Origin of the sequence: Curtobacterium sp. WHRI 8282 (genome assembly GCF_040223925.2) — a bacterium.
Classification (GTDB): Bacteria; Actinomycetota; Actinomycetes; order Actinomycetales; family Microbacteriaceae; genus Curtobacterium; species Curtobacterium flaccumfaciens.
In genome coordinates, this window is sequence record NZ_JBEHCD020000001.1 from 782,306 (window position 1) to 799,834 (window position 17,529).

Annotated in this window: 19 protein-coding genes; 12 read left to right on the forward strand and 7 right to left on the reverse strand. The window is 71.1% G+C overall.

What is annotated here, in order from left to right; genetic code table 11:
* Positions 1-29 precede the first annotated feature (29 nt).
* The 5 genes from ABRP24_RS03835 to glgX all read left to right on the forward strand — a co-directional run bounded on the left by ABRP24_RS03835 (position 30) and on the right by glgX (position 4,126).
* Positions 30-491: a MarR family transcriptional regulator gene (locus ABRP24_RS03835; RefSeq protein WP_349847580.1), complete on the forward strand. Its 462-nt coding sequence runs from the start codon at positions 30-32 to the stop codon at positions 489-491.
* A gap of 70 nt (positions 492-561) precedes the next feature.
* Positions 562-744, forward strand: coding sequence for a hypothetical protein (locus ABRP24_RS03840; protein ID WP_071248776.1), 183 nt, complete (start codon positions 562-564; stop codon positions 742-744).
* Between the two features lie 18 nt (positions 745-762).
* Entirely contained in the window at positions 763-1,299 is a 537-nt protein-coding gene (locus tag ABRP24_RS03845) for a MarR family winged helix-turn-helix transcriptional regulator (protein WP_071248777.1), read from the forward strand.
* 134 nt (positions 1,300-1,433) lie between these two features.
* A complete protein-coding gene (locus ABRP24_RS03850) occupies positions 1,434-2,048 on the forward strand; it encodes a TetR/AcrR family transcriptional regulator (RefSeq protein WP_027466979.1) in 615 nt (204 codons plus the stop codon).
* A 59-nt stretch (positions 2,049-2,107) separates the two neighbouring features.
* Positions 2,108-4,126, forward strand: a complete 2,019-nt coding sequence (glgX, locus tag ABRP24_RS03855) for a glycogen debranching protein GlgX (protein WP_301566144.1) — start codon at positions 2,108-2,110, stop codon at positions 4,124-4,126.
* A 139-nt stretch (positions 4,127-4,265) separates the two neighbouring features.
* On the opposite strand, the gene ABRP24_RS03860 is transcribed toward glgX, so the two are convergent.
* Positions 4,266-5,381 (reverse strand): Gfo/Idh/MocA family oxidoreductase, encoded by a 1,116-nt coding sequence (locus ABRP24_RS03860; RefSeq protein WP_349847579.1) that lies wholly within the window; start codon positions 5,379-5,381, stop codon positions 4,266-4,268.
* Entirely contained in the window at positions 5,378-6,178 is an 801-nt protein-coding gene (locus ABRP24_RS03865; protein ID WP_171907779.1) for a sugar phosphate isomerase/epimerase, read from the reverse strand. The genes ABRP24_RS03860 and ABRP24_RS03865 overlap by 4 nt, the downstream gene beginning before the upstream one ends.
* Before the next feature lie 215 nt (positions 6,179-6,393).
* Here ABRP24_RS03865 and ABRP24_RS03870 point away from each other — a divergent pair, with 215 nt between their 5' ends.
* The 4 genes from ABRP24_RS03870 (at position 6,394) to ABRP24_RS03885 (ending at position 10,729) form a co-directional block, all read left to right on the forward strand.
* Positions 6,394-7,692 carry an MFS transporter gene (locus ABRP24_RS03870; protein WP_111032468.1) on the forward strand — a complete coding sequence of 433 codons (1,299 nt, stop codon included), beginning with the start codon at positions 6,394-6,396 and terminating at the stop codon, positions 7,690-7,692.
* 131 nt (positions 7,693-7,823) lie between these two features.
* On the forward strand, positions 7,824-9,146 hold the full coding sequence (locus ABRP24_RS03875; RefSeq protein ID WP_349847578.1) for a carboxylesterase family protein: 1,323 nt from the start codon (positions 7,824-7,826) through the stop codon (positions 9,144-9,146).
* 77 nt (positions 9,147-9,223) lie between these two features.
* On the forward strand, positions 9,224-9,814 hold the full coding sequence (locus tag ABRP24_RS03880) for a TetR/AcrR family transcriptional regulator (protein ID WP_259411524.1): 591 nt from the start codon (positions 9,224-9,226) through the stop codon (positions 9,812-9,814).
* Between the two features lie 474 nt (positions 9,815-10,288).
* Entirely contained in the window at positions 10,289-10,729 is a 441-nt protein-coding gene (locus tag ABRP24_RS03885) for an NUDIX domain-containing protein (protein WP_349847577.1), read from the forward strand.
* 77 nt (positions 10,730-10,806) lie between these two features.
* Here ABRP24_RS03885 and ABRP24_RS03890 read toward each other — a convergent pair whose 3' ends face one another.
* Entirely contained in the window at positions 10,807-10,995 is a 189-nt protein-coding gene (locus ABRP24_RS03890; RefSeq protein WP_071248808.1) for a hypothetical protein, read from the reverse strand.
* Between the two features lie 74 nt (positions 10,996-11,069).
* On the reverse strand, positions 11,070-11,438 hold the full coding sequence (locus ABRP24_RS03895) for a VOC family protein (protein ID WP_111038647.1): 369 nt from the start codon (positions 11,436-11,438) through the stop codon (positions 11,070-11,072).
* 54 nt (positions 11,439-11,492) lie between these two features.
* Here ABRP24_RS03895 and ABRP24_RS03900 point away from each other — a divergent pair, with 54 nt between their 5' ends.
* Positions 11,493-12,134, forward strand: a complete 642-nt coding sequence (locus ABRP24_RS03900; protein ID WP_111057290.1) for a nucleoside/nucleotide kinase family protein — start codon at positions 11,493-11,495, stop codon at positions 12,132-12,134.
* Positions 12,135-12,174: 40 nt separating this feature from the next.
* Complete coding sequence (locus ABRP24_RS03905; protein WP_349847576.1) at positions 12,175-13,008, forward strand: SDR family oxidoreductase; 834 nt, start codon at positions 12,175-12,177, stop codon at positions 13,006-13,008.
* 34 nt (positions 13,009-13,042) lie between these two features.
* Here ABRP24_RS03905 and ABRP24_RS03910 read toward each other — a convergent pair whose 3' ends face one another.
* The 3 genes from ABRP24_RS03910 to nucS form a co-directional block, all read right to left on the reverse strand.
* A complete protein-coding gene (locus ABRP24_RS03910) occupies positions 13,043-14,323 on the reverse strand; it encodes an MFS transporter (RefSeq protein ID WP_349847575.1) in 1,281 nt (426 codons plus the stop codon).
* Positions 14,320-14,994: an HAD hydrolase-like protein gene (locus ABRP24_RS03915; protein WP_173032515.1), complete on the reverse strand. Its 675-nt coding sequence runs from the start codon at positions 14,992-14,994 to the stop codon at positions 14,320-14,322. Before ABRP24_RS03915 ends, ABRP24_RS03910 begins: the two co-directional genes overlap by 4 nt.
* Positions 14,995-15,095: 101 nt before the next feature.
* The gene (nucS, locus tag ABRP24_RS03920; protein WP_349847574.1) at positions 15,096-15,791 is read right to left on the reverse strand and encodes an endonuclease NucS; all 696 of its coding nucleotides are present in this window, start codon (positions 15,789-15,791) and stop codon (positions 15,096-15,098) included.
* Between the two features lie 175 nt (positions 15,792-15,966).
* On the opposite strand from nucS, the gene ABRP24_RS03925 reads away from it, so the two are divergent.
* Complete coding sequence (locus ABRP24_RS03925; RefSeq protein WP_110863617.1) at positions 15,967-17,364, forward strand: cytosine permease; 1,398 nt, start codon at positions 15,967-15,969, stop codon at positions 17,362-17,364.
* The last annotated feature ends 165 nt before the right edge of the window (positions 17,365-17,529 follow it).

Sequence of the window (17,529 nt, forward strand, 5' to 3'; positions counted from 1 at the left end):
TTATGTACGAGTGTTGATACCGTAGCACCATGCCGACCGACCTCGAAGCCCTGGGCCACGCCGTCAAGCGGGCGCAGTACCGCAACCACCGCACGATGGACGCCGCCCTGCGCGACCTCGGCGTGACGCTCGTGCAGTGGGACGCCCTGCGCGCGATCGACCGGATGCCCCGCGCCTCCGGGCACGACCTCGCCGTCGCGACGTTCCAGAGCGACCAGGCCTTCGGCACCCTCGCGAACCGGATGCTCGACCGTGGTCTCATCACCCGGACCGCCGGGCGCGGCCGCCGGATCGAGCACACCGTCACCGAGGACGGGCGGCGGGTGCTCGACGAGGGGCACCGCATCGCCGAGGAGGTGCTCGACTCCCTGTTCGCACCCCTCGACGAGCCGCGACGGGCGGCGCTCCTGCAGCTCCTGACGACCCTGACGGATGCCGCCGAACCGTTCGGCGCGCAAAACGTACACAGTGCGAATGGTTCGTTGAACTGATCGTTCACTTCGTGAAAGAGTTCAGGCGTCCGCAGGGGACACACGGCAAGCGAGAAGGGCGGGACACGACATGCACAGCACGTACTCCGGGATGCCTCGGACGGCACGGATCGGTGGCAGCCACACGCGCGTCGGTCTCACCGACCCGGCGATCATCGACGCGTACGTCGAGCGTCGCATCCAGGACCCCTCGCTGCTCGCCGGTCGTTCCGAACCGTCCTACGCGGACTTCTTCAGCACGCCTGCCGTTTAGCAAGGAGCGCATGACCCCATGCCGTTGACCGTCGTCCGTCGAGAGCACGTCCACCTCTACGCCCGCGAACCCGAGTCCGGGGTCGCGAAGACCGCCGTCGACGCGCTGCTGCGCCTGCAGCACGCCGAGGACCAGCAGATCGAGTCCGCCCGCATCGAGAGCGGCCTGTCGAAGAACGAGTTCCTCGCCGTCCGGTACATGCTCCAGGCGCACCGGGACGGCCGGACGATGGGCCCGAAGGACCTCGCCGTGATGCTCGCCGTCTCGAACGCCTCGGTCACCAAGATCGTCGACGGGCTCGTGCAGAAGGGCCTGCTGTCGCGCACGGCGCACCCCACCGACCGTCGTGCGCAGGTGCTCGCCCCGACCGACCAGGCCGCCGAGAAGATCGACGCCTCGTACGCGCGCTTCCACGCTGCCGTCGTCGAGGTGCTCGAGCAACTCCCCGACGCGGACAACGCCGTCCTCGCCGACTCGCTCACGAAGATCGTCGACGCGCTCGCCGCGGGCACGCCCGCGCCGGTCGACGAGTACACGGTCGACGACCAGGACTGACGCGAGCGCACACGGCTGACGCGACCCGGCGGGTGCGACGCGACCCCGAAACGGACTGGAGGCCCGTGGTGCGCCCGCCACGGGCCTCCAGGCCGGACGGTGGCGAGAAAACCTTCCAGCGGTAAGTTGGGTGCATGACCCACCCCGCGGACGACGCCGACGCGGCCCAGCCGCGCCGCGGCGGGTACCGCAAGGGCGCCGAGCGACGCACGCAGATCCTCGACGAGATGATCCGCATGGTCGCGGAGCAGGGGGTCGACGCATCGTCGCTCCGCTCGGTGGCCGAAGCCCTCGGGATCACACACGCGGCACTCCGCCACTACTTCCCCAGCCGCGACGAACTGCTGCTCGCCGTCTACCGGGAGCACGAGGTCCGCGAGCAGGGCGCGCCCGACCGGATGAAGTCGGCGATCGGCGACATGCGCGAGAGCGCATCGCGCAACCGGGCCGTGCCGGGGCTGGTGCAGCTGTACACGACCCTCGCGGCCGACGCCGTGCAGGAGGGCCACCCGGCCACACGCGACTTCATGCGCGAACGCTTCGCCCGGCTGCGCGCCGAACTCGCGGAACTGATCGAGGCGGACCAGGCGAGTGGCCGGATCCGCGCCGACCTGGACCCGGTCGACCTGGCGAGCCTGAGCATCGCGGCATCCGACGGACTGCAGGTCCAGTGGCTGCTCGACCCGGACGCCGTCGACGGCGAGCGGGTGCTGCGGCTGCTCGAGCAACTCGTCCCGCCGGTGCGCTGAGCGGCCACGGGGTACGCCTCGCTGCCGGTGGCACAGCGACCGGCCGGTAGAAGGGCAGCATGACCACTTCCACGCGCACCCCGCTCGGCGTCACGCTCGTCGACGGGGGCGCCAACGTCGCCCTGTTCTCGAGCACCGCCGAGCGGGTCGAGTTCTGCACCTTCGACGACGACGGCACCGAGCACCGCACCGAGCTCCGCAACCGCACCGGCTACACCTTCCACGACGTCGTCCCCGGGGTGAGGGTCGGCACCCGCTACGGCTTCCGCGTGCACGGCGCGTGGGACCCGGCGAACGGCCTCCGCCACAACGGCGCGAAGCTCCTGCTCGACCCTTACGCCACCGCGATCGACGGCACCTACGAGTGGGGCCAGGCGCTCTTCGGTCACGACATGAACGAGCCCGAGCAGATCGACGAGACCGACTCGGCCAGCGCGATGCCCAAGTCCGTCGTCGCCGACCGGTCCTTCGACTGGGACGGTGACACCCTGCTGCGGACCCCGCTCGCCGACACCGTCGTGTACGAGGTGCACGTCAAGGGCTTCACGAAGCAGCACCCGGACGTCCCCGAGGAGATCCGCGGCACCTACGCCGGTATGGCCCACCCGGCAGCGATCAAGCACCTCACCGACCTCGGCGTCACCGCGGTGGAGCTGCTGCCGACGCACCAGTTCGTGCAGGACTCGACGCTCCTCGACAAGGGCCTCCGCAACTACTGGGGCTACAACAGCATCGGCTTCTTCGCGCCGCACGACGAGTACTCGTCCGCCGGCACCGCCGGGCAGCAGGTCGCCGAGTTCAAGGAGATGGTGAAGGCCCTGCACGCCGCGGGGCTCGAGGTCATCATGGACGTCGTCTACAACCACACCGCCGAGGGCAACCACATGGGCCCGACGCTGTCGTTCAAGGGGATCGACAACCAGTCGTACTACCGGCTGGTCGAGGGCGACGAGGCGAACTACTTCGACACCACCGGCACCGGCAACAGCCTGAACGTCGGGCACCCGGCGGCCCTCGGACTCATCATGGACTCGCTCCGCTACTGGGTCGAGGAGATGCACGTCGACGGCTTCCGGTTCGACCTGGCCACGACGCTCACCCGCCAGGACGGCGAGGCCGAGAAGCACTCCGCGTTCCTCGACATCATCCACCAGGACCCCGTGCTGCGCGAGGTCAAGATGATCGCCGAGCCGTGGGACACCGCCGGCTACCAGGTCGGCGGGTTCCCGGCCGACTGGTCCGAGTGGAACGGTAAGTACCGCGACGACCTGCGTGCCTTCTGGCGCGGCGACGAGGGCGCCCTCGGCGACGCCGTCCAGCGGGTCCTGGGCAGCCCGGACGTCTACGAGGGCTCGCGGCGCTCCCCGTTGTGCTCGATCGACTTCGTGACCGCCCACGACGGTTTCACCCTGGCCGACCTGACGATGTACGCCGACAAGCACAACGAGGCGAACGGCGAGGACAACAACGACGGCGAGAGCGACAACACCTCGTTCAACGGCGGCATCGAGGGCCCGACCGACGACGGCGCGGTGAACGACTACCGCGACCGGCAGCGCCGCAACTTCCTCGGCACCCTGCTGCTCTCCGCCGGCGTACCGATGATCCTGGGTGGCGACGAGCTCGCCCGGTCACAGGGCGGCAACAACAACGCGTACTGCCAGGACGACGAGATCTCGTGGTTCGACTGGGCGGCCGCCGACCAGGACCTGCTCGCCTTCACGACGGCGGCCATCGCGTTCCGTCGGCAGCACCAGGCGCTGCGTCCGGAGTGGTTCCGCACCGCGCCGGGTGACTCGGAGTCGACGGTGACCGTGCTCCGTGCCGACGCCGCCGGGTTCGAGGACGGCGACTGGGCGGACGGCGGCAACCGGGCCGTGACGCTCGTGCTGCACCAGGGCGACGACACCGTGGCCGTGCTGCTGAACGCGTCGGACACCACGGTGGAGTTCACGCTGCCGGAGCGTCCGGGTGGGGGCAGCTGGTCCCTCGGGCTGTCGAGCGACCCCGACCAGGCCGTGGTGGGCGACGCGGCGACGCTCCTCGTGCGCGACGCGTCCTTCACCGCGCTGGTCTGACGGGTTCGGGCTCGCGCGGGGGCGTCGTTCGCGTCGCTCGTGTCGTGGTCTTCGCTTGGTGAGCAGAAATGGTCGGGTCCCCGTTCGGGACCCGACCATTGCTGCTCACGAAGTGGTGCGCGTGGTGCGCGCGGCGCTCCTAGGCGTTCGCGCCCGCGGTCAGCACGGCTGCCGCGGGGTCGAAGTCCTCGGGGAGCGGCGGGATCGCGTCCACGCTCGACGTGATGTCGACGGCGGAACCCGACTCGGCGGCGTCACGGATGCCGAGCAGCACGTCGAGCACGTGCAGCGCGACGGCGCCGGAGGCACGCTCGGGGCGGTCCTCGGCGATGGCGCGGGCGAGCTCGACGACACCGGTGCCACGACCCCAGGTGGAGCCGACCGCCTCGAGCGTCTCGGGCTCGTCCTGCCCGTAGCGCCAGAGCTGCGACGAGCCCTCGAACGTGTTCGGGTCCGGCAGCGAGATCGTGCCGAGCGTGCCGTTGATCTCGACGAAGCCCATGCGCGGCAGGGCGTGCTGGAACGAGAACGTCGACTGGGCGGACTGCCCGCCGGCGAACTCGATCAGGGCCGCGTGGTGCGTCGGGACCTCGACCGGGAACGTCTCGCCGGCGCGGGGGCCGGACGCGATCGTGCGACGGTCGAGCGACTTCGACGAGACGGCCTGCACGCGCGAGGCGGTGCCGAACGCGTGCACCAGGGTCGTCACGTAGTACGGGCCCATGTCGAACAGGGGGCCGGCACCGGTGGCGAACAGGAAGTCCGGGTTCGGGTGCCACGCCTCGGGGCCGGGGACGTGGAACAGCGTCGTCGCGGACAGCGGCTCGCCGATGTCACCGCGGGCGATGGCCCGGAGCGCCGTCTGGATGCCCGCGCCGAGCACGGTGTCCGGAGCGGTCGCGACACGCAGGCCCTTGGCCTTCGCCGACTCGAGCACCGCGGCGGCCGACGCGTGGTCGGTCGCGATCGGCTTCTCGCTCCAGACGTGCTTGCCGGCGTCGATGATCTGCTGGTCGACCTCGGCGTGTGCGGCCGGGATCGTCAGGTTGATCACGATCGAGATGTCGTCGCGGGCGAGGAGCTCCTCGACCGATCCCGACGAGGCGACGCCGTACGCCGCCGCCTGCTCAGCGGCACGCTCGAGCAGCACGTCGGCGACGAAGCGGACCTCGACGTCGGCGAACTTGGTCAGGTTCTCGAGGTACTGCGTGGAGATGTTGCCGGCACCGATGATGCCGATCCCGACACGGCTCACTTGTCGTTGTCCTTGAGCCAGGTGAGGGACTCGGTGATGCCCTCGAAGACGTCGCCCTTGTACGCGTCGAACTCGACCACGCGGATCGCCTGCGGTGCGGCGGCGAGGATCGCGGTCACGTCGACGTCGCCCTGACCGGCCGGCGTCTGGTTCTCGAAGGCGCGCTGCAGCGCCTCGGGCACGATGAGGGCGCTCTCGGACGAGGGCAGCGCGGTGCGGATGTCACCGTCGACCTTGCCGTCCTTGACGTGGATCGCGACGACACGGTCGCCCAGGCCCTTGAGCACGGCGGGGGCGTCGGCGCCACCGACGGTCGCCCAGAAGGTGTCGACCTCGAGGACGGTCTCCGGCGACAGCTGCGACACGAAGAGGTCGTAGACGGTGCGGCCGTCGACCTTGTTCGTGAACTCCCACTGGTGGTTGTGGTACCCGAACTGCAGGCCACGGCCGGCGGCCTCGGCGGTCAGCTCGTTGACGCGCTCGGCGATCTTCGCGACGTCGTCGGCGGTCTGCCAGCGGTCGGTCGGGATGAACGGGTCGATGACGGTGCGGATGCCGAGGCGTTCGGCGGCGTCCCAGATCGGCGCGGTGTCCTCGGCGTCGATCACGGCGACGTGGCCGGACGGAGCCTTGAGGCCGGTGGCCGCGAACGCACGCTCGAGGTCGGTGGCGCGCTCGACGAACGCGTAGGGCTCGACGTTCTCGTACCCGATCTCGGCGACACGGGCGATGGCCTTGTCGAGGTCTTCGGCGATGGCGTCGCGCAGCGAGTACAGCTGCACAGAAGTGGTGGGCATTGCAGAGGCTCCTTCGATCCTGTCTGGGTGTCGCGGCCCGTCGAGGAGCGATGCTCCGCGGCGAGATCGATGACGACGCTACCCCAAAAACCACCCGGTGTGTAGTTTTTGCTGCCCCGTGTGACGACCCTGGTGTTGCAGGCAACACGTGTCGATGTATGCTCGCGTCGGAAAAACCTTGTCAGGCAAGGTTTTCATCGACTCAAGGAGGCGTCATGAGCACACCCGAACCCGGCAGCCCGGCACTGCTCAACCCGGAAGAGGGCATCACCCAGCCCGTCAGCACGGTCAAGGTGGGCATCGGCTACCAGATCGCCCTGTTCCTCGGGCAGTTCGGCCTCTTCGTCGCGCTCATGGCGCCCGTCTACGTGAGCATGCAGCTCAAGGCGCAGGCCCTGGTCGGCGACGACGCTGCGAACGTCATCGGCTCGGTACTGCCGATCGGCGCGTTCGGTGCGCTCATCATGAACCCCCTCGCGGGTGCCCTGTCCGACCGCACCCGCACGCGCTGGGGCCGTCGTCGCCCCTGGCTGCTCAGCGGTGTCGTGGTCTTCGCGATCGCCCTCGCGTGGATCGCCTACTCGCCCGACGTCCTGAACCTGACGCTGGCCTGGCTGCTCGCCCAGCTCGCCGCGAACGCCACCCTCGCCACCCTGCTCGCGAGCTTCGCCGACAACGTGCCGCAGCTGCAGCGCGGCCGGTCCTCGAGCATCATCGCGCTCGCGCAGAACATCGCCGTGCTCGCCGGCACCTACCTGTCGGTCTTCTTCGTCGCGAACCTGCCCGTGCTGTTCATCGCGCCCGGCATCCTGGCGATCATCCTGGTCGCCGTGTACGCCGTCGTCGCCCGTGACGACCTGCCGACCTACACGCTCAAGAAGTTCACGTTCCTGAACCTCGTCGCGTCGTTCTGGACGAACCCGGTCAAGAACCCGGACTTCGCGTTCGCGTGGTGGTCGCGCTTCCTCATCATCCTCGCGACGTTCATGTTCACGACGTACCGGCTGCTCTACATGCAGGAGCACATCGGCATCGAGAAGCCGAAGGACGCCACGGCCGCCGTCGCCTTCGGCGTCCTGCTGTACACGATCGCGCTGCTGGTCAGCGCGGCCCTGTCCGGCTGGGCGTCGGACAAGCTCGGTCGCCGCAAGGTGTTCGTCGGCGGGTCGACGGCGATGTTCGCGGTCGGGCTCGTCGCGCTCGCGCACGCCGACACGGTCACCGGCTTCTACGTCGCCGAGGTCATCATGGGCTTCGCCTACGGCATCTACTCGGCCATCGACACGGCGCTCGTCGTCGACGTGCTGCCGAACGCCGACCGGCCCGGCAAGGACCTCGGTGTCATCAACATCGCGAACGCGCTGCCGCAGTCACTCGCGCCGGCGATCGCCCTGTTCTTCCTGAAGGTCGGGTCCGACGGAGCCGCCGACAACTACGAGCTCATGTGCTGGGCCGCCGGCGCGATCGCCCTCATCGGCGCACTCGTCGTGATCCCCATCAAGCGGGTGCGGTAGCGCCCGTCTCGCAATGCGACCATCCGTCGCGCAACGCGACGAAAAGAGGACGGGAGGCCCGTGGCGACGCCGCCACGGGCCTCCCGTCCGTGTGCCTGGTCGCGTCAGCGGGCCCCGATACCGTGAACCCCATGCTCGCCGCCGCCCCAGCCCCGTTCGACACCCCCGCCGGCCGCATCGTCGGGACGCTTGACGGCGACGTGGTGCGGGTGCTCGGGATCCCGTACGCGCAGGCCGAACGGTTCGCCCCGCCGCAGCCGATGCCACCGATCGAGGGCGAGCTGCACGCGTCCACCCCGTCGCCGGTCGCACCGCAGCCGCACGAGGAGTTCGTCGACCTGCTGCTCAACCCGATCCAGGGCATCGAGGTCGACGAGCACTGCCAGCGGCTCTCGATCACCCTGCCCGCCGACGTCCGTCCGGGGGAGCAGCTGCCGGTGATGGTCTGGATCCACGGCGGCTCGTACGTCATCGGCGGTGGCGACCTGCCGATCTACGACGCCCGCGACCTGGTGACCGAGCAGCGCGTGATCGTGGTGTCGGTCACGTTCCGGCTCGGCGTGCTCGGGTTCCTCGGTGACGGCGAGACGATCCCGGCCAACCTCGGGCTCCTCGACCTGGTCGAGTCGCTCCGCTGGGTGCGCGCGAACATCGCCTCGTTCGGCGGCGACCCCGACCTGGTCACCGTCTTCGGGCAGTCGGCCGGCGGGGACGCGGCCGCGCACCTGATGATCAGCGCCGGTGCCGAAGGGCTCTTCCGTCGCGCGATCATCCAGAGCGCTCCGCTCGGGCTGTCCCGCCGTCGGGCACGGATGAACCGCGCGATGGTCCGGGCGGTCGGCACCGTGCACGCCGACACCCCGCTCGAGGACCTGCTCGACCGTCAGGCGCTCGGCACCCGGGCCGCCGCGCCGTACGGACTCGCCGCCGGCATGCCGTTCGGCACCCAGTACGGGTTCGCGCCGCTGCCCGCCGAGCGTGACCTCGACGCCGCGTGGAGCCGGGTCGCGCCCGACGTCGACGTCCTGATCGGGTCCGGCTCGGACGAGGCCGGCATGTACGTGCCGCTCGTGCCCGGCCTGCGTCGGGTCACCCGGTCGCGGGTGCTGCGGTCGGCCCTGCGGTGGTGGGTCGTCCGTCCGCTGTCCGACGTCATCTACGGGCGCGACGCCCGACGGTTCACCGAACGGCACCGACGCGCCGGCGGCCGCGCGACCTCGTACCGACTGCACCGCGGTGTCACGAGCGCCCCGACCGGAGCCGTGCACATGAGCGACCTGCCGCTGCTGCTCGGTGGCCGCGAGGCCTGGGCCGGCACCCGGTTCGTCCCCGAACGCGACTGGCCCGAGGTCGAGCGCCGCGGCCGGGCCTTCCGGGCGATTTGGGCCGACTTCGCCCGCACCGGCGAGGTCCGGGCCCCCGACGACGAGACGCTGACGTTCGACCGCGGCTGACCCAGAGCGGGTGACGGTGGCCGCGCCCCCTGAACTGGCGGTCGCGGGCCGCTGACCGGCCCCGCACAATCGTCAGCATGCCCACGACCGACGTCGACCTCCGCGCACGCATCATCGCCGGGGCGATCAGTGCCTACCGAGCCGGGGACTTCCACCGTGTCGGGCCCGACGAGGTCGCCGAGCACGCCGGGGTCACGGCCGACGAGTTCCATCGGGCGTACCCGATGTGGGAACTCCTGGTGGTCGCGGTCATGGACAAGTGGAACAACGGCAGCCGGCGCCAGCTCTGGCCGATCGCGGAGCGGGACGGCACGGTCGCCTACCTGCGAGCCCGGCTCGCCGCGGGCGTCGAGGACCCGGCCCTCGTGCGGCTCCGGGTCGCGGTGCTCAGTGCCGCCTCGAACCCCGACCACCCCGCCGCCGGGTGGTTCCGCACGCAGTACACGCGGGCGTTCGAGGACGTCACCCTCGCCCTGGTCCGTGACGTCGTCGCCGGCCGGGAGTCCCGTGGCGCCTCGCCCCGGCACGCCGCCGAGCAGCTGATGGCCCTGTACGAGGGGCTCCAGCTGCAGTCCGTCATCCGGGACGACGGGGAACCGCTCAGCGCCTTCGACCGGGCGGTCGCCCGGATGCGCGTGGGCTGGGCGGCGGCACGCGTCGACGCCTGATCCGGGTCGGGCGACCACGTCGGGTCCGGTCGGCACCATGCGGGCCCGGGGCCTCGAGCGGCGAGCGGTCACGACTCCCCGCGCGTGCAGCGTCGCGTGGTCGTGTTGCGGCGTCTGGCGGTGCCGCAAGCAACGGTTCGTGACCGCTCGGCGGGCAGCCATCGGGGTGTCCTGACCGCGCGTCTGCGTGGACGTCCCGGTGGCACGCCGGACGGCCGGGAGGCCCGTGGCGGCGGCGACTCGCGCCTCCCGGCCCGCGGGGTGGTCGCGACACACCGCACGGGCTGCCTCGCGTGGTCACGTTCCGTCGTTTGCGGGCGGCGGGGCCGACGGTCTGTGACCGCTCGGTGTGCAGGCCGCGGGGGGTCGTGACCGGTCGGCGGGCTGGTGGAGCGCCCGAACCACCCCGGTCCACGGCCTGGAGGCCCGGCGCGGCTGGCAGACGTCGGTGCACCCACCTGGCATGGTCGGCCCATGGAGTACACGGACTACGACACCCGGCTCGCCGCCTACGGCGTGATCACGGACGGTGACCGCGTGCTCCTGGCGAAGCTGCGCCACCCCGATGCGGGCACGTGGACCCTGCCGGGCGGCGGGGTCGAGTTCGACGAGACCGTCGAACAGGCCGTCGTGCGCGAGATCCGCGAGGAGACCGGGTACGAGGCCCAGGCCGGTGCCCTGCTCGGGGTCCGGCACCACATCGTCCCCGCAGAGCGCCGCATCCACGCCAACGGCCGGCCGATGAAGGCCGTGCAGGTGGTGTTCCGGGCGACCATCACCGGGGGAGCCTTGCGGCACGAGCTCGACGGCTCGACCGACGAGTCGCGGTGGATCTCCGTCGCCGAGCTCCCGCACCACCGCCACGGCCTGCTCGTGCCGATCGCTCTCGGCTGGGCGGGTGCCCTGTCCCGCTGACCGCATCACCCGGCGGTCAGACGGCGAACTGCTGTGGGACGTGGGCTGTTGCTGCGCTGCCTATGTGGCCTGCCCGTTCATCGCTCACCCAGCAGGGCGGAGATGCTGTCAAGCCAGTTCTGCGTGAGGTACTCGTCGGTGAACAGGTCGCGCCACTGCTCGGTCGGCGCGAACTCCCGCTCGTCCAGGTTCCACTCTGCGCGGACGCGTTCGCGCTCGGCGAGGAGTTCCTCGCGGGTCCATTGCCGTCCCAGCACCTTCGTCATGGCCGTCCTCTCGTCGGTGAGAGGACGGTAGGACGATCAGCAGCGCCGGCGCGAGCTTTCGGAATACAACATGTTCACTCCTCGATGACGCTGAGGACGTTGCCCGACGGGTCGGTGAACCAGGCGATGAGCGGGCCGCCCTTCCGGTTCACACCCCGGTCGTCGGTCATCCCCTCGTACTGCAGGAACACGACGCCCTTCGCGGTGAGCTCGTCGACCGCGGCGTCGATGTCCGGCACCGGGAAGTTCAGCACCGTGAAGGCCGCCGGTTCGTGACCCGGGCCCTTCGGGTAGACGAGCACCTGGTGTCCGCCGCCGAGCTGCAGGAAGAGCATGCCGTGGTCCTCGGTGACCTCGACCCCCAGGACGTCCTCGTAGAACGCCTTCGCCTCGGGCACGTCGCGCACCGAGAACCCGCTGAACGCCTTCGTCGCATCGACCATGCGGCAAGTGAACCACTGCGGTCCGGCGTCGGTGCGCTCTGCGAGGATGAAGCCGTGAGCGACTCCGGCACGACCGTCGACCAGGCCGTCGAGCGCGCCGTCGAACTGGCCCGTTCGAGCCACCGCACCGTGCTCGGGATCGCCGGAGCGCCTGGTGCCGGCAAGTCCACGCTCGCCCGTCGCATCGTCACCGCCGTCGACGAGCGCCTGGGTGCGGGCACCGCGGTGCAGGTCCCGATGGACGGCTTCCACCTGTCGAACGCGGCGCTCGACGCCCTCGGTCGGCACGACCGCAAGGGCGCGGCGGACACCTTCGACGCCGACGGGTACGTCGCGCTCGTCCGCCGACTCGTCGCCGCCGACGAGGACGTGGTGTGGGCACCGGACTTCGACCGTCGCGTGGACGAACCCGTCGCCGGCAGCATCGCGGTGCCCCGCGCAGCCCGACTCGTGGTGTCCGAGGGCAACTACCTGCTCGACGACACCGCTCCGTGGTCGGCGCTGCCCGCACTCTTCACCGAGACCTGGTTCTGCGCCGTCGCCGACGACGTGCGGCTCGACCGCCTGGTCGGCCGGCACATGCGGCACGGCCGCGACCACGACGCCGCCCGCGCGTGGGCGGTGGAGGTGGACGGCGTGAACGCCGCGAGGGTCGCGCCCACGGTGATCCGGGCCTCCAGGACGGTGTGGACGTGACCACCGACCACCACCACGCGACACGACACGAGGAGCGACCATGACCATCGCCATCACCGGAGCGACCGGCAACATCGGGGGCGCCGTGAGCGCGGCGCTCGCCGCGGACGCCGTGCCGTTCCGGATGCTCGTGCGCGACGCCTCGCGTGCGCCGGAGCTGCCCGGCACCGAGGTCGCCGTCGCGACCTTCGCCGACGTCGACGCGAGCCGAGCGGCGCTCGAGGGCGTCGAGGTGCTGCTCATGGTCTCGGCGGCCGAGGCCCAGGACCGCCTCGACCAGCACCGGGCGTTCGTCGCCGCGGCGGCCGACGCGGGCGTGCGGCACGTCGTCTACACGTCGTTCCTCGGCGCGGCTCCCGACGCGACCTTCACGCTCGGACGCGACCACTGGGCGACGGAGCAGGCGATCCGCGAGAGCGGGATGGCGTTCACGTTCCTGCGCGACAGCTTCTACCTGGACTTCGTCGAGGACCTGGTCGGCGAGGACGGCGTGATCCGCGGCCCGGCCGGCGACGGTGCCATGGCCGCGGTCGCCCGCGCCGACGTCGCCCGTGTCGCGACCGCGGTGCTGCACGACCCGGACGCCCACCGCGACCAGACGTACGAGCTGACCGGCCCCGAGGCGATCACCCTCGCCCAGGCGGCGGCGATCGTGTCCGAGGTCCGCGGCCGCACGGTCAGCTACCACCCGGAGACCCTGGACGAGGCGTACGCATCACGTGCGCGGTGGAACCCGGAGCCGTGGCAGGCCGACGCCTGGGTGAGCACCTACACGGCCATTGCCGAGGGGGCGCTCGCGCACGTGTCCGGCGACGTCGAACGCATCACCGGCCGTCCGCCGATGTCCCTGCGCGAGGTGCTCGCCGCGGGCTGATCCGCGCGCGCGGCGCCCGTGCCGACGTCCTCGGTCAGGACACCCGTCGCGCGGCGAACGTCCCGACGACGCCGAGGGTGAGCACCGCGACGAGCACGACGAGCAGCGGTGCCGTCCAGGTCCCCGTCGCACCGTGCAGGGCACCGGCGACGAGCGGCCCGGCCGACCCGAGCAGGTACCCGCCGCCCTGCACGAACGCGGACATCCGGCGGGCGTCGGCGTCGCTCGAGACGATCCGCACGATCACGATGAAGATCACGGTGATGCCGCCACCCTGGGCCGCACCGCCGAGCACCGACCACAGCAACCAGAGCTCCGGGGCGAACAGCAGCCCGAGCGGCATCGCCAGCCACAGCGTGCCGACCAGGGCGATGATCGCCGCCGGACGCCACCGGGTCGCGAGCAGCGGGACACCGAGCGCCCCGACGACGGCCAGGATCTGGAACACCGACGAGCTCGCGCCCGACGACGCCTTCGAGAAGCCGATCTCGTCGTGCAGCAGCGTCGGGATCCACGCGGTGAGGGCGTAGTACGAGAACGCCTGACCGCCGAAGGCGAGCGTCAGGCCCCAGGTGATGAGCCGTCGTGCCGGTCGGATGGGCTCGGCGGCGGCGACCCGTGCGGCCTCGGCGGCGCGGGCGGTCCGGATCGCCCCGGTGTCGAGCACCTGGTCGATGGGGCCGGTGACGGGCAGCGGTTCGTCCCGCTCGGACGGCAGCGGGCGACGCCAGGCGTCCCGAGCGCCGACCGCGTAGGTCCAGGCAGCGGCGGCGATGAGTGCGAAGACCGCCCAGATCGCGATCGCGACCGGCCAGCCCCACAGGGCGGCCAGGGGAGCGGTGCCGAGCGACGTGATCATCGACCCGACGTTGAGCGCCGACGTGTACACGCCGGTGACCAGGCCGACGCGTTCCGGCGAGGTGTCCCGCCGGATGACCACCGGGATCACCACGTTGCCGATCGTGATGCCGATGCCGATGACCGCGGTGCCGATCAGCAGCGCCGCCGACGAGGGCATCGAGCGCACGACGGTGCCGGCGAGCACGATGACGAGCGACAGCGAGACCGCGCGCTCGGGGTCCGCCTTCGCGATGACCCAGCTGGCGAACGGCGTCGCGAGGGCGAAGCACAGCACCGGGATCGTCGTCAGCAGCCCGGCGATCGTCGCGGTCAGGCCGAGGTCGGCGCGGACGTCGCTGATGACCGGGGCGGTCGCGACGATCGGGCCGCGGAAGTTCAGTGCGATCAGGACGATGGCCGCCGGCAGCAGCCAGGCGGCACCGCGGAGCCCCCGCCGGACGACGTCGCCGCTCATGCGGACGGCGTCGCGGACGGCAGCAGGATCGGCAGCAGGTCGAGCGGGGTGGCGGCGCGGGCGATGGTGCCCTCGGCCTCGTCGGGGGAGCCGTAGCCCCACTCGGCGAAGACGACCGGGACGCCGTGCACGGTCGCGCCCTCGACGTCGTGCTTCCGGTCGCCGATCAGCACCGGGCGGCTGATGTCGAAGCCGTGGGCCTCGAGTCGTCGCAGTGCCTCTTCGACGACGTCGGCCTTGCTCGACCGCACCTCGTCGTCGCTCGCACCCGTGATGATGTCGATGTCCCCGGTGAGCCCGTAGTGCTCGAGGATGTAGGTCGCCGGGGTCTCCGGCTTGCTCGTCGCCGTCGAGATCGGCAGCCCCGCCTGGTGCAGGGTGCGCAGCACGACGTCGATGTCCGGGAACATCTCGGAGTCGAGCGCCCCGTGCGAGAAGTAGTGCTCGCGGTAGACGGCGAGGGTGCGGTCGGCCAGTTCGTCGTCCATGCCCATCGCGACCCGGAACGTGTCCATGATCGGCGGGCCCACGAACGACATCAGGGTGTCGTGGTCCGGCACCGGGACGCCGACGGTGCGGAAGGTGTGCGTCAGGCTCTCGAGGATGCCCGGCGCGGAGTCGCTGATGGTGCCGTCGAGGTCGAACAGGATGGCGGAGAACGGGCTGGTCATGTCCTGTCCACCCTAGCCGGGCCGTGGCGGCGACCATCCGGGATCCGTCGGCGGCGGGGCGGGGGTGCGCCGTGCCTCCAGGCCGGACGGCCCGACGCGGATCAGAACAGGCGGGTGTGGCCGCCCTCGATGCCGCGCATCGCGTCGTAGTCGAGCACGAGGACGCGGATACCGCGGTCCTCGGCGAGGGTTCGTGCCTGCGGTGCCACCGTCTGCGCCGCCAGCACGCCCTGCACCGGACGCAGGTGCGGGTCGCGGTTCATGAGCTCGAGGTACCGGGTGAGCTGCTCGACCGCGTCGATGTTGGCGTTGCGCTTCATCTCCACTGCGACGCTCGCTCCCGCATCGTCGCGGGCCAGGATGTCGACCGGCCCGATCGCCGTCATGTACTCGCGGCGGACCAGGGTGTGGCCGTCACCGAGGAGCTCGATCTGCTCGGCCAGGAGCTGCTGCAGGTGCGCCTCGACCCCGTCCTTCACCAGGCCCGGGTCGGCGCCCAGGTCGTGGGTCTCGTCGGACACGACCTCGTACAGCGAGACGATGAGCTTGTCCTGCGTCTTCTTCTGGGTGACCGTCCACACCTGCGTGATGCCGGCGCTCGACTGCTCGTCGTCCGGCTCGGTGATCTCGATCGAGCAGGGCGGGCTCATCCAGTTCAGCGGCTTGTAGCTGCCGCCGTCGGAGTGCACGAGCAGGGAGCCGTCCGCCTTGAGCATGAGCAGGCGGGTCGCGAGCGGCAGGTGGGCTGAGAGCCGGCCCGCGTAGTCGACGGAGCACCGGGCGATGACGAGACGCACCCCGGAAGCCTAACCGGCGTGGTGTCGTCGGCCGGACGAGGCGCGCGGCCCGTGCAGCGTGCACGGATTCACATGCCCGTAACGACGTTCTGCACATGTACCGCAAACCGATGCCGTCCTACCGTGGCTGACACCCCGATCGGCCCACGCCGACACCCCTCCCCGAGGAGCCACGATGGCCAGCGAGACCGCAGTGTCAGCACCACGAACCCCCCGTTCCGAGTCGGTCGCCGTCGACGACTACTCGCTCAGCCGAGTCCCGATGTCCGCACGCTACGGCTGGTTCCAGGTCGCCGTGCAGCGCTTCGGGCAGATCTCGGCCCTGTCCCAGTTCCTGCTCGGTGCGACGCTCGGCTTCGGCATGAGCTTCTGGGACGCCTTCTGGGCGATCACCCTGGGCGCCGTGATCCTGGAGATCGTCTCGGTGCTCGTCGGCGTCATCGGCGTCAAGGAGGGCCTGAACACCTCGGTCATCGCCCGCTGGACGGGCTTCGGCAAGGCCGGCTCGGCGCTGGTCGGGCTGGCGATCGGGCTGAGCCTGATCGGCTGGTTCGGCATCCAGTCGGGCGTCTCGGCGGCCGGCCTGGTCTCGATCCTGCCGATCCTGCCCGCCTGGGCGTGGTCGCTCGTGTTCGGGCTGCTCGTCACCGCGATCGTCCTGCGCGGGTTCCACTCGATGCAGTGGCTGGCGAACGTGACCGTGCCGCTGTTCCTGGTGCTCGTCGGCTGGGCGGTCATCGTCGAGCTGAGCCGGCACTCGATCGCCGAGCTCGCCGCGCGTGCCCCGGCCGGTCCGGAGCTGAGCTTCGTGGCCGGCACCACCCTGGTGGCCGGCGGGTTCATCGTCGGTGCGGTGATCACGCCGGACATGACGCGCTTCAACCGGTCGGTCGGCGACGTCGTGAAGCAGACGCTGCTCGGCGTGACGCTCGGCGAGTACGTCATCGGCCTGGCCGGTGTCCTGCTCGCCCACGCCGTCGGCTCCGCGGACATCACCCGCGTGATCACGTCGAGCGTCGGCTGGGTCGGCATCCTCGTTATCCTGCTCGGCACGTTCAAGATCAACGACTGGAACATCTACAGCTCGAGCCTCGGCGTCACGAACTTCATCGACGCGGTGTTCGGCAAGCAGGTGAACCGCGGGCTCGTGACGCTCGTGATGGGCGTCGTCGGCTCGGTGCTCGCCGCGGTCGGGTTCCTCGGGGCCCTGACACCGTTCCTGTCGGTGCTCGGGGTCGTCTTCCCGCCCATCGCCGGGATCATGGTGGCGGAGTACTTCGTCGTGAAGCGCTGGCGCCGCGAGCTGAGCGACGCCGAGAACATCCCGGCGACCTCGCCCACCTGGGTGCCGGCCACCCTGGTCATCTGGGCGATCGCATCGCTCATCGGGTACTTCGTCGCCGTCGGCATCCCGTCGATCAACTCCGTGGTCATCGCCTTCGTGCTCTACGTGGTCGCCGGCAAGGTCGGGCTGATCCGCGGCGTCGGAGTCAGTCGGACCGAGGCCGCGCCGGCTGCATCGTCCGCCCCGGTCGCCGCAGCGCCCGCCGCACCGGCCACCCCGGCCGCCTGACCCGGGCGCTCCCCGAACGGCCGGTCGCGTCGCCGCACCCCTGATCCGCGCGACGGCGCGGCCGGTCCCCACGAACCAGCACCACCCCACGAACCAGCACCACCCCACGACCCAGCACCACCCCACGAACAAGCACCACCCCACGACCCAGCACCACCCCGCGAA

Bases quoted from the DNA above. Each gene is read 5' to 3' on its own strand.
- ABRP24_RS03870 (WP_111032468.1), top strand. From the start codon at position 6,394: ATGAGCACACCCGAACCCGGCAGCCCGGCACTGCTCAACCCGGAAGAG.
- ABRP24_RS03875 (WP_349847578.1), top strand. From the start codon at position 7,824: ATGCTCGCCGCCGCCCCAGCCCCGTTCGACACCCCCGCCGGCCGCATC.
- ABRP24_RS03890 (WP_071248808.1), bottom strand. From the start codon at position 10,995: ATGACGAAGGTGCTGGGACGGCAATGGACCCGCGAGGAACTCCTCGCC.
- ABRP24_RS03885 (WP_349847577.1), top strand. From the start codon at position 10,289: ATGGAGTACACGGACTACGACACCCGGCTCGCCGCCTACGGCGTGATC.
- ABRP24_RS03895 (WP_111038647.1), bottom strand. From the start codon at position 11,438: ATGGTCGATGCGACGAAGGCGTTCAGCGGGTTCTCGGTGCGCGACGTG.
- ABRP24_RS03910 (WP_349847575.1), bottom strand. From the start codon at position 14,323: ATGAGCGGCGACGTCGTCCGGCGGGGGCTCCGCGGTGCCGCCTGGCTG.
- glgX (WP_301566144.1), top strand. From the start codon at position 2,108: ATGACCACTTCCACGCGCACCCCGCTCGGCGTCACGCTCGTCGACGGG.
- ABRP24_RS03845 (WP_071248777.1), top strand. From the start codon at position 763: ATGCCGTTGACCGTCGTCCGTCGAGAGCACGTCCACCTCTACGCCCGC.
- ABRP24_RS03880 (WP_259411524.1), top strand. From the start codon at position 9,224: ATGCCCACGACCGACGTCGACCTCCGCGCACGCATCATCGCCGGGGCG.
- ABRP24_RS03850 (WP_027466979.1), top strand. From the start codon at position 1,434: ATGACCCACCCCGCGGACGACGCCGACGCGGCCCAGCCGCGCCGCGGC.
- ABRP24_RS03915 (WP_173032515.1), bottom strand. From the start codon at position 14,994: ATGACCAGCCCGTTCTCCGCCATCCTGTTCGACCTCGACGGCACCATC.
- ABRP24_RS03835 (WP_349847580.1), top strand. From the start codon at position 30: ATGCCGACCGACCTCGAAGCCCTGGGCCACGCCGTCAAGCGGGCGCAG.
- ABRP24_RS03865 (WP_171907779.1), bottom strand. From the start codon at position 6,178: ATGCCCACCACTTCTGTGCAGCTGTACTCGCTGCGCGACGCCATCGCC.
- ABRP24_RS03840 (WP_071248776.1), top strand. From the start codon at position 562: ATGCACAGCACGTACTCCGGGATGCCTCGGACGGCACGGATCGGTGGC.
- ABRP24_RS03925 (WP_110863617.1), top strand. From the start codon at position 15,967: ATGGCCAGCGAGACCGCAGTGTCAGCACCACGAACCCCCCGTTCCGAG.
- ABRP24_RS03905 (WP_349847576.1), top strand. From the start codon at position 12,175: ATGACCATCGCCATCACCGGAGCGACCGGCAACATCGGGGGCGCCGTG.